Consider the following 13,112-nt stretch of genomic DNA (forward strand, 5'->3'; position numbering starts at 1 on the left):
CACTCTACGGAGGCGCTGGGTCAGCCTCGACGGACACCGGTGATGCGGTGCACCGCGAACTCGCGGACGTCGTCCGCGCGCAGGTCGTACGCCGAGAGCCGGCCGCCGTCGAGCCGCCGTGGCTCGACGACCCGCTCACCGCTCGCGCCGTGGTTGTCGACGTAGCCGATGACCACCGTGCTGCCGGACTCGATCGCCTCTCGCAGCGCCGCCAACGCCCCCGACGGGGTGGTGGCATCGGTGAGCGTCGGTCGGGACGCCCCGGCTCGGTCGCCGGCGCGGATCGCGGTCGCGACCGCCTGCACCTGCGCGGCCTGGCGCGCCTCCAGCGCTCCGGCCGGACGGCGTCCCCGCCGGGGACGGGCACGCTGGAGGTCGGGTCGGCTGACCCGCACCGTGCCGTCCGCCGCCTCGACGACGGGCGCCGCGCCCAGCTCGCGCAAGCGCGGCAGCAGCACGTCGATCGGGGAGGTCGAGATCGCCACCGTGGGGGCGAGCAGCCGCAGGCCGAGCGTCCGGGCGCGCGGGTCGTGCACCAGGGCCGCCAGCGCCGCCTCGTCGTCGGCGCGCAGGAAGGCCTCGGCGTGGCCCACGCGCACGCTGCCGAAGGTGCGCGCGACGTCGTCGACCAGGAACTCCAGCGGCTGCGGGACGGGGGTCTGCGAGACCGAGGTCAGGAAGTCGCGGACCTCGAGGGCGGACCAGCCCGCGTCGAAGCCGCGGCGCAGCGAGCCGGCGCTGAAGCGGTAGACGGTCGCGCCGCCGCGCGACTCCACGTCGGCGAGCAGGTGCAGCCGGCGCGCCACCTCGCTCTCCAGCGGCCCTGGAGCCACCGCCGTGAGATCGGCCTGCAGCAGGACGTGCTCGACGGGCCTGGGAAGGTGATCGTCGATCGCGGCTGCCGCACCGGACAGGTCACCGTCGGCCACGAGCCGGCCGCTCGGCGGGAGGCCGCCGGCTCCGGTCACGCCCAGCACCGCGGCCTCGTCCAGCGCCCAGGTGACGAGGTCGGTGAAGACCGCCGGCCGCCGCGGTCGCAGCCAGCCGATCCGCTGCACCAGGGAGGCGACGCCGGTGCCCGCCGCCAGCACCTCGCCCTCCGGCACCTCGGCCAGGACCCGCAGCGCCAGCCGGCGCGCCTCCTCGGCCAGGCCGCTGGAGAGCTCGGGCGCCAGCGCGTTCCAGGACTTGCCCGCCGGGTCCCGCGAGCCGACCAGCGACGGCACCCGGCTGCTCGCCAGCCACCCCCCGACCAGGCGCGACCAGCGCTCGGCGATCGGTCGCCCCGACCACACGTCGAACTCGTCCGTGGGCAGCCAGGCGGGAGAGCCGTCGGGCTGGGCGCCCTCGGCGACGAGGCCGGCGGGGAGCGCCACCTCGACGATGAGCGCGGCACCGGGCTCGTCCACGTGGAGCTCGCGCGCCACCAGCTTGAGGTCGCGCACGGCCAGGCCCCCGCTGCGCAGGACGCTCGGCGGCTGCACGCCCCAGTGGTCGAGCAGCAGCTCGACGCGTCGTACGACGTCGAAGGCGGCGCCGGCCGCAGTCCGGGCGACCAGCGCGGCGTCGCGCGACGACGTGGCGAGGGTGGGCACCTCGTCCACCGGCTCGGTGGTCGTGCGCCCACCGCGCAGCGCCAGGCCGACCTCACCCGGCACCACCACGGTGTCGCCCTCCCGCGGCACGAGCAGGCGGCGGCTGAGCAGCTCCTCGGCCGGGGTGCGCGCCTCGGCGGGGGAGACCGTGCGGCGTGCCGACCCGGTGGTGCCTTCGCCGCCGTGGGCGTCGACGTGGCGGAGCAGGGCCGCGGCCGCCGGACTGAGCTCGGCGATCCGCGCGGCGACCTCGTCGGGCGGGGCGGGCTCGGGGCTGGCAGGGCGGAGGCCGCTCACGACCCCCGGCATGGCGCGCAGGGCGTCGGCGACGCCCGTCAGCGCCCGGATGCCGCCCGGCGCCTCCCAGGCCAGCGCCAGGTCCAGGAGCCGATCCAGCGCCGCCGCGGTGCGCGCCGGGTCGGCAGCGACGATCGAGATCAGATCGTCCGAAGTGGTTTGACCTGCAACCAGCAGGGCATCAAGCACGGACAGTTCCAGACGGTCCAGGCCGTCGAGGGCTCGGTGGATCGACGAGCGCGTGCTGGCCCGCGAGGCCAGCTGCGAAGAATCTTGAGGGGCGGGTGTGGCGAGATCCGGACGGGCCCTGAGCAGCGCCACGAGCCGCTCGTCCGGCCAGGCGCGAAGCTGGTCGGCGAGGGTGCGCGCGGGTGTCGCCCGTCCTGAACTGGACATCCCTTCTACGCTACTCGCCGGGTCGGCGACGCCGGCCGCGATCTCGACACCGGACCACCACACGGGCGAAGAAGGCAGAGCATGAGGAACGTCGACCTGCACCACGGGGCGGCGACCGACGTCGGGCTGGTGCGCAAGGTCAACGAGGACTCGTTCCTGGTCGCACCGCCGGTGTTCGTCGTCGCCGACGGCATGGGCGGGCACTCCGGCGGCGACGTCGCCAGCCAGATGGTCGTCGAGGAGTTCCAGCGGCTGGCCGAGGCGTACGACCCCGCGCGCGGCGCCGAGCACGTCACCGACGCCTTCGCACGGGCGCAGGCGCGCATCGTCGACTACGGCAACGCGCACCGGGCGCTGCAGCCGGGCTGGCACGCCGGCACCACCGCCGTCGTCGCGGTCCTGGTCGACGACCACGGCGTGATCAAGTGGCTGCTCGCCAACCTGGGCGACTCCCGCATCTACCGGATCACCGAGGGCCGGCTGGAGCAGATCAGCGTGGACCACTCGGTCGTGCAGGAGCTCGTCGACGCGGGACAGATCACCGCGCAGGAGGCTGCGGTCCACCCCGAGCGGCACGTCATCACCCGTGCGCTGGGCAGCCCCGAGGGCATCGATCCCGACTTCTTCCTGCTGCCGCTGGCCTCGGTCGAGCGGCTGCTGCTGTGCAGCGACGGCGTCACCGGGATGATCGAGGACGAGGTGATCCACGACATCCTCGAGACCGTGGCAGACCCCCGCGACGCGGCCGACCGGCTCGTGCGAGCGGCGGTGGCTGCCGGAGGCCGCGACAACGCGACGGCGGTCGTCGTCGATGTGGTGGGATTGGTGAAGGACGCCAGTTATGACTCCCAGCGCCAGCTCGAGAGTCTCGAATCCAAGCTTGGGGGACGACTGTGAGCACTGAGGCCAGGTTCGCGGCCGGCGACTGGTACGCCGTCGTCGGCGAGCAGGTGACCGTCCTGCTGCCCGGCAGCCAGCGCGAGCGCGTGGCCGCGCTCTGGGACCTCGTGGACGCCGGCGCCGGCCCCGACGCCGCTCTCGACGCCCTGCTCGCCGGCGGGCTGTCCTCGCTCGAGCACTTCGCGCTCGTCGCCCACGGCGACGACGCCACCCGGCTCATCGTGCGCGGCGCGCCCAGCGCCACCGTCACCGCCACGGCGGGCGACTCGATCGTCAGCGCGGTCCCCGGCACCGCCTGGGCCGAGCGACTCGTCACCGGGGTCACCAGCCTCCGGATCACCCTCACCGGCGACGGCACGGCCGATCACGTGCTGACCCCCGGCATCGCGCGCGTCTCCGTCGTCGAGCTCGGTACGCCGACCACGACCGAGGCGGTCGACGCGCCGGTCGCGACCTCCCGACCCGACCCCGAGCCGCAGGCCGACCCGGAGCCGACCCCGAGCCCGGTCGCCGAGCCGACTCCCGAGCCGGTCCCCGAGCCGGCTCCCGAGCCGGTCCCCGAGCCGGTTCCCGCCCCCGTCGCCGCCCCGGCGCCCGTGGGCCTTGGCCTCGAGGACGCTCCCACCGGCGAGACACCCACCGTCGACGACTGGCCCGACCGCGACGGCCAGACGCGCGCCGGCGCCCCGGTGCCGGAGTTCGCTCGTCCGCCGATCCCCGGTCAGGAGCTCGCGCCCGAGGTGGTCTCGCAGCCGGTCGCCTCGCTCGTCTTCTCGACCGGGGACGTGGTGTCCGTCGACCGCACCGTGCTGGTCGGCCGGGCGCCCGAGGCGCGTCGGTTCTCCTCGCAGGACCAGCCCCACGTCGTGACGGTGCCCAGCCCGCACCAGGAGATCTCCTCCACCCACCTCGAGATCCGGCCCGGCGCCGGTGCCGACCACGGCTCGGCGATCGCGACCGACCTCGGCTCGACCAACGGCACGGTGCTGGCCCAGCCCGGACTCGAGCCCGAGGAGCTCAAGCCGGGGATCGCCGTCAGCCTGATCCCCGGTGCCGTGCTCGACCTCGGCGACGGCGTCACCATCCAGGTCACCAACCCCTGAGCCCGACACGTCCGTGACCCAGCACCCACACCCCACGACGTACCCCGTCGCCCAGCTCGAGCGACGCTTCACCGCGTTCGCCGTCGACCGCCTGCTGGCCTGGAGCCTGCTCGCCCTCGTCGGCCTCGTCACGGCCCTCTTCGTGTCCGACGACTTCTGGACCGTCGTCGGCGTGGTCGCGGGGGCCATGGTGCTGCTGTGGCTGGCGCTGGCGGTCGTGCTCGGGGCCACCGGGACCTCCCCCGGCAAGGCGATGGTGGGGTTGCGGGTGGTCCACCACGGCACCGGCACCCCCATCGGCGTCGGCCCGGCGCTGCTCCGCTCGCTCGTGCTGGGCGCCGCCGGGCTGCCCACCTTCGGCCTCGGCATCGCCACCTTGGCCTGGACGGCCGTGGAGGACCGCAACCGGCAGCGCCGCGGATGGCACGACCACCTGACGCACACCGTCGTGGTCGACGTACGCCCGGTGGAGGAGGTGGCCGACGAGGATGCCGACGAGGGCCCGCGCCACATCGTCAACCTCACCGCCATGCGCCTCATCCCCGCGCCGCCGGTCGAGGTGATCAGGACTCCCGAGCGCCCCGAGCACTCGACGCGGCGCCAGCCCCTCCCGGCCGACCTCGCCGCACCGCCGGCCACCGCGCCGCCCGCCACCGCGCCGCACACCGCGCCCCCGCCGCGGGGGGCGGCACCACCGACCGCGGCCGGTCGGCACGCCGCTGCGGTGCCGGGTGTCCCGGCCCCGCAGCCGCAGGTGCCGCCGCGGCTGCCTCCCCAGCACCACGCGCCACCGCCCGGACGGGCACCGGTGCCGCAGGGCGCCCCCCACGCGGCCCCGCGCGTGCCTGCCGGACCGCAGCGCTGGCGCGTGCACTTCGACAACGGCGAGAGCTTCGTGATCGCCGGCCTCGCCCTGGTCGGGCGGCGTCCCGAGGCCCGAGCGGGCGAGCAGGTGGCCCACCTGGTCCCGCTGACGTCCGCCGACATGTCGGTCTCCAAGACCCATGCCCAGTTCGGGCCCGCCCCCGACGGGACGATCGTCGTGATGGACCGCGGATCGACCAACGGCACCATCCTCGTGCGGCAGGGCGTCTCGCGTCAGCTCGCCCCGGGCAAGCCGGCCGCGCTCGTCGACGGGGACAAGGTCGTCTACGGCGACCGCGAGATGACCATCACCCGCGAGGCCTGACGCCGATCAGCGCGTCAGGGCGACCGGGATCCGGGTGATCCCGCCGCGAGCGCCGAGCCAGACGAGCTCGCCGTCGTCGAGCTGGCCGGGCGTCGTCGGGCCGGCGACGGTGACGGTGAAGCGCGCCGACTCGCCGGGCGCGAGGCGTACGGCGAGGGGTCGGACGCTCACGCGGTGGGAGGTGAAGCCGCGGGCCGTCACGGAGAAGTACTCCGCGCGCGAGCCGATGTTGGTCACGGTGCGCACGGCCCTGGTCCGCGGCCCACGCAGCAGGATCGAGCTGGTGTTGAGGTCGGCGAGGTCATGGCTGCGCCACGCGCGGCGCCAGGCGGCCGGCGCGACGTCGAGCGCCAGGTGTGCGCCCGGCGCGCGGGAGGGCAGGGCGCCGGCGCCCTGCTCGAGGGAGGAGGCGCCGCGGACCGGGGTCGCCGCGGTGACGAGCAGCGAACGGACCTCGGCCGCGGTGCGGTCGCCCTCGGCGAGCACCAGCGCCGCGAGGCCACTGGCGTGCGCGGTGGCCGCCGAGCTGCCGCTGAAGACGCCCCAGCTCCGGCCGGTGGAGTCGGGCAGGGCGCCGAGGACGGCGTCGCCGTCGGCCACCGCGTCGGGCTTGAGGACGGACCCGCGGGGATCGCCGGCGGCACTCCACGGCGCCGTACGCCGCGTGCCGGGCTCACCGGCGACGCGGGACATCGCGAGCTTGGCGCCGGGGTGGCGAGCCACCCACCGGCTGAACGCGCGGCCCGCGTCGGCGGCGAGGTGGACGGTGGGCACCGCGTGCAGGTCGGCGCTGACGCTGCCCGGGCGCTGGTTGATCAGGACCATGGCGCGACCGCCGGCCTGGGCGACGGCGTCCGACTTGTCGATGCGCCCGATGCCGCCGCGGCGGCACACCACGATGCGGTCGGCGACCAGGCGCGAGTCGAGGGCGCCGCTGCGACACTGCCCCGCGGCACGCCGGGAGACCCCGGGTGCGGCCGCGTCCTGTGCCAGCACGGCCTGCGCGCGCACGTCCGACGGGCGTCCGCCGCCCGTCCAGGTGGTGCCGCCGGGCGCCGCCACCCGGGCGCGCGACATCCGGCCCACCGCTGAGCCGACCGTGGTCACCCACGGGGCAGCGTGGGCGGCGTACGCCGCGTCGGCGGAGTTGCCGGCCGCGCCGAGGACCACGATGTCGGCCTCGGCCGCGCCGAGCAGGGCGAGCTGAAGGGTGTCGATGCCCTCGCCACCGGCGAGGGCCAGGGTCAGGACGTCGACGCCGTCGGCGACCGCGGCGTCCACCGCGGAGACCACGTCAGCGGTCGAGCACCCGTCGTCGGCAGGGTCCGGCGCGCCCCAGCACGCCTTGTAGGCCGCGAGCCGGGCCTGCGGCGCGACGCCGCCGAACCGGCCGGCGTCGCGGCCGTCCACGCGGACGCTCACTCCGGCGTTGCCGGCAGCAACCGACGACACCTGGGTGCCGTGGCCCAGCACGTCGGCCGCGGACAGCGACTCCGAGGAGCGGACACGGTCCGCGCCGAATCCCTCGACGAACCACCGGGCGCCGACCACCTTGCGGGTGCAGTCGTCGCTCGACCAGTCCTCACCCTCCGCGCACGCGCCGGAGAAGTCACTCGGGTCCTTGCCGAGGCCGGGGACCTCTGCGAAGGCCGGCGACTCGAGGGCGATGCCCGAGTCGACCACGCCGATGACCACCCCAGCGCCACCGCGGAGCCGGGGACTGGCGGCGGCACTGCGCACGGCCGCCCTCGACGTGTGGGCGGCGAGTGGACGGACCACGTCGGCCTCGATGGCGGCGACTCCGGGCTGGTCGTCGAGCACGGCGAGCTGGGCGCCGGTGAGCCGGGCGGCGAAGCCGTTGAGGGCGGTGGTCCAGCGGTAGACGGGCTCGGCGCCGACGACCGACAGCACCGCGTCCTGCTGGGCGAGCAGCTCTGCGGCGTCCCGGCGTCCCGCGGCGGTGCCGGCGCCCTCGAGGGTGACGAGGGTCAGCGGCTGCGACGCCGTGGTGGCGCCGGTGGTCGGGTCGTCGGCGAGTGCGGCACCCGCGGCGGGCAGCACCAGCGACAGCGCGAGCAGGCCGGACGTCAGGGTCCGCCGAACGGGTCGTGCCTGCACCTGCCCCACCTCCACGTCGGTCGTCGTCGCGCGTCATGAGCCTCGCGGACCTCTCATCGTCCCAGCAGGGGAGCGCGGAAATCAAAGGGCCTCGGACAACCTGTTGGTGGTGGCCGGTCGCAGCCGCCTATCCTGTGCCGCGCCCGTGAAACCCACGCGGCGCCGGTCGAGGTGGAGCGGAGCGGTCCTGTGCCCAGTGGCAAGGTGAAGTGGTTCGACGCGGAGAAGGGCTTCGGCTTCCTGTCCCAGGACGACGGCCCGGACGTCTACGTGCACTCCGACGCGCTGCCCGAGGGCGTCGCCACGCTGAAGGCCGGCACCAAGGTCGAGTTCGGCATCGCCCAGGGTCGGCGCGGCGACCAGGCGCTGCAGGTGCGGGTGCTCGACGCGCCGGCATCGGTCAGCCGCAACCAGCGCAACGCCCAGCGCAAGCAGCCGGAGGCGATGGTCACCATCGTCGAGGACCTCATCAAGATGCTCGAGGGCGTCGAGGAGACGTACCGCCGCGGCCGACACCCCGAGCGCGCCGCGGCCCGGGGCACCGCGAAGGTGCTGCGCGCGCTCGCCGACGAGCTCGAGATCTGAGCGCCGTCGTCAGCCGTGCGTGGCTGACGACCCCGCGCGCGGACGGCTCGCCAGCACGAAGGTCGCCCACGCGCCGAGCACGCCCGCCGCGATGCCGAGGCCGAGCTGCGGCATCAGCGGCATCACGATCCCGACGAAGCCGCCGATCACCCACGCCAGCTGCAGCGTGGTGTCCGAGCGGGCGAAGGCGCTCGCCTGGATCCGGCTCGGCACATCACGCTGGATCGTCGAGTCCAGCGAGAGCTTGGCCAACGCCTGGGCCAGGCCGGCCGTGAGGCCCAGCAGCACCAGCGGGACGAGGCCGTAGAACAGGGCCGCGACGACCGCGACGACCGCGTCGGCCAGCAGCGCCAGCACCACGGTCACCGCGGGGTTGAGGCGCCTGAGCAGCGACCCGATGGCGATCCCGAGGGTGTTGCCGAGGCCCGCTGCCCCGATCACGAGGCCGAGCAGCACCTCCGGCTGCCAGTCGCCGATCGGGTTGTCGCGCAGCAGGAACGCCATGAACATCGTCAAGAACCCCGACAGCCACCGTGGCCCGCAGTTGGCCCGCAGCGCGAACGCCACGGCGGCCGGGATCCGGGTGCGCGGGCGGCGGGCGCGGACCGTCGTGTCGGCGTCGTCGCTCGAGCCGGTCAGCACGAGCTCGCCCTCGCCGTGGCTGGCGTCGACCTTCTCCGGCAGCCGGATCGCCCAGATCGTGGCGAGCACGAAGACCACGAAGCCGTAGCGCAGCGACCACTCCGGCCCGAACGTCGAGGCCAGCACCGCCAGCGGCGCCGAGACGCCGGCGCCGACGACGCCTGCGAGGGAGACCCGGGCGTTGGCCTTGACCAGCGTCAGGTCGGGCGGCAGCAGGCGTGGCACCGCTGCCGCGCGGGTGACGCCGTACGCCTTGGAGGCGACGAGGCAGCCCAGCGCGGCGGGGAACAGCCACCCGGACTCGGTGACCACGGCGGTGGCGAGCACCCAGCACAGGAAGCACCGGATGGCCATGGTGGCGCCCACGGCCCAGCGGCGGCCGTGGCTGAACCGGTCGAGGAACGGGCCGATGAGCGGGGCGACGATGGCGAACGGCAGCATCGTCAGGCCGAGGAACAGCGCCACCTGGCCGCGCGCCTCACCGGTGGGGACCTGGAAGAACAGGGTGCCGGCCAGCGAGATGGCCACGGCCGCGTCGCCGGCGGCGTTGAAGGCGTGCAGCTCGATCAGTCGTGACAGGCCCGAGTCGCCGGCGCCCTCCGCCCGCGCCGCGCGACGGGCCTGGGTGAGCGCGAACTGGCCTGCCGTTCCGGCTCCGCGCCCCGCCACCTTGGCGCCGCGCCCCGCCGCCCGCGCACCGCGGGCAGCACCGGACAGCGATCGGCGTACGGCACCGGGACGGTGCGCCGCGGCGGGTCCGGACGGGATCTCCTGCCCGGCCCCCGGGTGGCCTGCCGGCTCCGTGCCCGGGCGCGCGTCGGGGTGATCGGAGGTCACGGGGGACATCTTGACCTACGCACCCGACACCCCGGCGCAGGACGTACCGGCAGTGCCGACGGGACAGGACGACCACGGGTTTGCCATGATGCGCAGGTGATCGCTCTCCCCACACGCGCCGGCAAGCCGGACTCGGCCCTCGCCAAGGCCGTCGACCTGGCCCGCGGTGTCGTCCTCGAGGTCGCGGAGCCGACGGAGGTCGGCGACCACCTCGGGGTCCGGGCCGAGGGGGAGCGGGTCGTCACCCACCACTTCGCGTGCCTGAGCCGCGGCTACCCGGGCTGGTACTGGTCGGTCACGCTGACCCGCGCCAAGCGCGGCAAGGACCTCACCGTCAACGAGGTCGTGCTGCTGCCCGGCGACGAGGCCATCGTGGCGCCGCCGTGGGTGCCCTACAAGGAGCGCCTGCAGCCCGGCGACCTCTCGCCCGGCGACCTGCTGCCGGTCGAGGACGAGGACGTCCGGCTGGTGCCGACCTACCTCGTCGGCGACGACCCGATCGACGGTCCTCTGGACGGCGACGCGCGGGCGCAGGTGCGCCGCGTCGCCGAGGACCTCGGCCTGGGGCGCGTGCGCACGCTGAGCCGCGAGGGCATCGACATGGCCGCCGAGCGCTGGTACGCCGGCCCCGGCGGCCCCGACTCGCCGCTGGCCAAGAGCGCCCCCGACACCTGCTGGTCGTGCGGCTTCCTCGTGCGGCTCAACGGCTCGCTGTCCGAGCGCTTCGGCGTCTGCGCCAACGGCAACGCCAACGACGACGGCCGGGTCGTCAGCTTCGACCACGGCTGCGGGGCCCACTCCGAGGTCAAGCTCGCCCGCAAGCAGCAGCCGCTGCCGATGCCCGAGCACGTCTACGACACCCTCACCGACGACGAGCTCGAGAGCATCTGAGCGCCGCTCCGCCGCGGGGCACCGGCGGGGCTCAGGCGCCCGCGAGCACCCAGACGGCGTAGTCGGGCACGGGCTCGTGCAGCTCGTAGCTGCCGAAGCGGTGCACCACCCGGAGCCCGGCCGCCTCGGCGTCCGCGACGAACTCCTCGGCCGGGTACGTGCGGCTGCCCGCCCTGGCTGAGCCGAGCTCGAAGCCGACCAGCGCCCGCCCCGCCGGGGCGAGCAGGTCGCGGATCCGCTGCAGCACCGCCCGCTCGGTGCCCTCCCCGAGGTAGATCATCACGTTGCCGACGACGACCACGAGGTCGAACGTTCCGTGCTCGTCGGGGTCGAGAGCCAGGGCCTCGTGGGGGAGCACCTCGAGGTCGGGGTACGTCGCGCGCGACTGGGCCCGCAGCGCGGCGTCGGGCTCGGTCGCCACGACGTGGTGCCCACGCGCCTGCAGCGCGGCCGACACGCGTCCCATGCCCGAGCCGATGTCGAGGATCCGGGCGCCTCGCGCGACCAGCGCGTCGGCCAGCCTGGCCTCGCCGTCGACGTCATCGCCGCGGGCGACGACGTCGGCGAAGTGCTCCCCGTAGCCCCGGTTGCCCTCGCCCACCAGCTCCCAGCGGGTCGGCGGCAGGCTCACCGGTCGGCCTGTCGCGCCGTCCGCTCCCGCCGGCGGCGGCGGCAGTACTCCAGCCCGCACAGCCCGAGGCCGAAGCCCGCCAGGCAGGTCCACAGCCACCACGTCCGCCCGCTCTCCTGCAGCGCTCCCCAGAACGGCAGCAGGCCGAGGAAGCCGAGGAGCCAGAGGGCCGTGCCCACCTCGGTGGTGCGGACCCCGTCGACGTCGAGGGGCTCGACCTGCGCCACGATGTAGGTGCGGTTGCCGATCTCGTGCCGAGTCGGCTGCTCGTCGCCCAGGTCCACGCCGTCACGCTACACAAGCGACACTGGCCGAAACACGCCCGTAGCGCGCTTCTGCCACACTGGACCCTCGTGAGCAACCAGACGCAGCACGCAGCGAGACCGTCCCGCGCCCGGGGCCTGGACGGGTTCTTCCGCATCAGCGAGCGGGGCTCGACCCTCGGTCGCGAGATCCGCGGCGGCGTCGTCACCTTCTTGACGATGGCCTACATCGTCGTGCTCAACCCGCTCATCCTGGGCTTCGTCCCCGACTCCACCGGCGCCTACCTCGGCGGTGGCCCCGGCGACGGGTCCAACCTGCCCGTGATCGCCGCCGGCACCGCGCTCGTGGCCGGCGTGCTGACGATCGCCATGGGGGCGGTGGCCAACTTCCCGCTCGCGCTCGCGACCGGCCTCGGCCTCAACGCGTTCGTGGCCAACGCCGTGGCGACCCGCTCCACGTGGGAGGACGCGATGGGCCTGGTGGTGCTCGAGGGCATCATCATCCTGGTCCTCGTCCTGACCGGGTTCCGCCGCGCGGTGTTCCACGCCGTCCCGCAGCAGCTGAAGATCGCGATCTCGGTCGGCATCGGTCTGTTCATCGCGCTCATCGGCTTCGTCGACGCCGGCTTCGTCACGCGGATCCCCGACGTCGCCCAGACGACCGTCCCGGTCCAGCTCGGCACGGGCGGCACGCTGACGGGCTGGCCCGTCCTGGTCTTCGCGGTCGGCGTGGTCCTCGTCGTGGCCCTGTGGGTACGCCGCGTGCGCGGTGCGATCCTGATCTCGATCGTCGCGACCGCCGTGCTGGCCTTCGTCCTGCAGGCCGTCCTCGACCTCGGGTCCGTCGCGCAGGACGGCCCGGGCAACTGGGCGCTCAACGTGCCCGAGCTCGGCGGCTTCGTCGACGTCCCCGACTTCGGCACCCTCGGCGAGTTCTCCCTCTTCGGCGCCTTCTCCTCGGTCGGGGTGCTGGCCGCGCTGCTGCTGGCCTTCACGCTGCTGCTCGCCGACTTCTTCGACACCATGGGCACGATGACCGCGATCGGGGCCGAGGCCGGCCTCAATGACGAGGACGGGATCCCGCCCAACTCCCAGCGCATCCTGATCGTCGACTCGGTGGCCGCCCTCGCCGGTGGCGCCGCAGGCGTCTCGTCCAACACGTCCTACATCGAGTCCGCCTCCGGCGTGGGCGAGGGCGCGCGCACCGGCCTGGCGTCGGTGGTTACCGGGCTGCTGTTCCTGCTGAGCACCTTCTTCGCCCCGATCGTGGAGGCGATCCCGTCCGAGGCCGCCGTACCGGCGCTGGTGCTGGTCGGCTTCTTGATGATGCAGCAGGTCAAGGGCATCGACTGGGACGACCTCGAGATCGCCATCCCCGCGTTCCTGACGATCGTGCTGATGCCGTTCACGTACTCGATCAGCGTCGGCATCGGCGCCGGCTTCCTGGCCTACGTCCTCATCAAGGCCGTGGTCGGCAAGGTGCGCGACGTGCACCCGCTGATGTGGCTGGTCGCGGGCCTCTTCGTCGTCTACTTCGCGATCGACCCGATCACGTCCTGGCTCACCTGAGGTCTCACCCGACGTCCGGGCTTTCCTGACCCGGGCTCACCCGACGTCCGAGCTCACCTGACCCGGCCGCCGGGCCGCGGCACAGCGGAATAGTTA

General features: G+C 74.7%; 11 protein-coding genes. 6 read left to right on the top strand and 5 right to left on the bottom strand.

What is annotated here, in order from left to right:
• Nucleotides 1–20: 20 nt before the first annotated feature.
• Nucleotides 21–2,288 carry a helicase C-terminal domain-containing protein gene (locus tag J3P41_RS09995; RefSeq protein WP_210650157.1) on the bottom strand — a complete coding sequence of 756 codons (2,268 nt, stop codon included), beginning with the start codon at nucleotides 2,286–2,288 and terminating at the stop codon, nucleotides 21–23.
• A gap of 81 nt (nucleotides 2,289–2,369) precedes the next feature.
• On the opposite strand from J3P41_RS09995, the gene J3P41_RS10000 reads away from it, so the two are divergent.
• Genes J3P41_RS10000 through J3P41_RS19280 form a run of 3 tightly spaced genes read left to right on the top strand, consistent with a single transcriptional unit; the run spans nucleotide 2,370 to nucleotide 5,480 of the window.
• Nucleotides 2,370–3,185, top strand: a complete 816-nt coding sequence (locus J3P41_RS10000) for a protein phosphatase 2C domain-containing protein (protein ID WP_210650158.1) — start codon at nucleotides 2,370–2,372, stop codon at nucleotides 3,183–3,185.
• Nucleotides 3,182–4,291 (top strand): FHA domain-containing protein, encoded by a 1,110-nt coding sequence (locus J3P41_RS10005; protein ID WP_210650159.1) that lies wholly within the window; start codon nucleotides 3,182–3,184, stop codon nucleotides 4,289–4,291. The genes J3P41_RS10000 and J3P41_RS10005 overlap by 4 nt, the downstream gene beginning before the upstream one ends.
• Before the next feature lie 13 nt (nucleotides 4,292–4,304).
• Nucleotides 4,305–5,480, top strand: coding sequence for an RDD family protein (locus J3P41_RS19280; protein WP_210650160.1), 1,176 nt, complete (start codon nucleotides 4,305–4,307; stop codon nucleotides 5,478–5,480).
• A 6-nt stretch (nucleotides 5,481–5,486) separates the two neighbouring features.
• Here the strand turns inward: J3P41_RS19280 and J3P41_RS10015 are convergent, their stop codons facing one another.
• Nucleotides 5,487–7,598, bottom strand: a complete 2,112-nt coding sequence (locus tag J3P41_RS10015) for a S8 family serine peptidase (protein WP_210650161.1) — start codon at nucleotides 7,596–7,598, stop codon at nucleotides 5,487–5,489.
• 189 nt (nucleotides 7,599–7,787) lie between these two features.
• Between J3P41_RS10015 and J3P41_RS10020 the strand changes: the two genes are divergently transcribed.
• The gene (locus J3P41_RS10020) at nucleotides 7,788–8,183 is read left to right on the top strand and encodes a cold-shock protein (protein ID WP_210650162.1); all 396 of its coding nucleotides are present in this window, start codon (nucleotides 7,788–7,790) and stop codon (nucleotides 8,181–8,183) included.
• 9 nt (nucleotides 8,184–8,192) lie between these two features.
• Here J3P41_RS10020 and J3P41_RS10025 read toward each other — a convergent pair whose 3' ends face one another.
• Complete coding sequence (locus tag J3P41_RS10025) at nucleotides 8,193–9,662, bottom strand: MFS transporter (protein WP_307861925.1); 1,470 nt, start codon at nucleotides 9,660–9,662, stop codon at nucleotides 8,193–8,195.
• A gap of 96 nt (nucleotides 9,663–9,758) precedes the next feature.
• Between J3P41_RS10025 and J3P41_RS10030 the strand changes: the two genes are divergently transcribed.
• The gene (locus J3P41_RS10030) at nucleotides 9,759–10,553 is read left to right on the top strand and encodes a DUF3027 domain-containing protein (protein ID WP_210650164.1); all 795 of its coding nucleotides are present in this window, start codon (nucleotides 9,759–9,761) and stop codon (nucleotides 10,551–10,553) included.
• Nucleotides 10,554–10,584: 31 nt separating this feature from the next.
• On the opposite strand, the gene J3P41_RS10035 is transcribed toward J3P41_RS10030, so the two are convergent.
• Both J3P41_RS10035 and J3P41_RS10040 read right to left on the bottom strand, forming a co-directional pair.
• Nucleotides 10,585–11,184 carry a bifunctional 2-polyprenyl-6-hydroxyphenol methylase/3-demethylubiquinol 3-O-methyltransferase UbiG gene (locus J3P41_RS10035; protein WP_210650165.1) on the bottom strand — a complete coding sequence of 200 codons (600 nt, stop codon included), beginning with the start codon at nucleotides 11,182–11,184 and terminating at the stop codon, nucleotides 10,585–10,587.
• Nucleotides 11,181–11,468: a DUF2530 domain-containing protein gene (locus J3P41_RS10040; protein WP_307861926.1), complete on the bottom strand. Its 288-nt coding sequence runs from the start codon at nucleotides 11,466–11,468 to the stop codon at nucleotides 11,181–11,183. The genes J3P41_RS10035 and J3P41_RS10040 overlap by 4 nt, the downstream gene beginning before the upstream one ends.
• 69 nt (nucleotides 11,469–11,537) lie before the next feature.
• Here J3P41_RS10040 and J3P41_RS10045 point away from each other — a divergent pair, with 69 nt between their 5' ends.
• Entirely contained in the window at nucleotides 11,538–13,016 is a 1,479-nt protein-coding gene (locus tag J3P41_RS10045; protein WP_210650166.1) for an NCS2 family permease, read from the top strand.
• Nucleotides 13,017–13,112 lie beyond the last annotated feature (96 nt).

The sequence above is a fragment of the Nocardioides sp. SYSU D00065 genome, from assembly GCF_017916425.1.
Lineage (GTDB): Bacteria > Actinomycetota > Actinomycetes > Propionibacteriales > Nocardioidaceae > Nocardioides.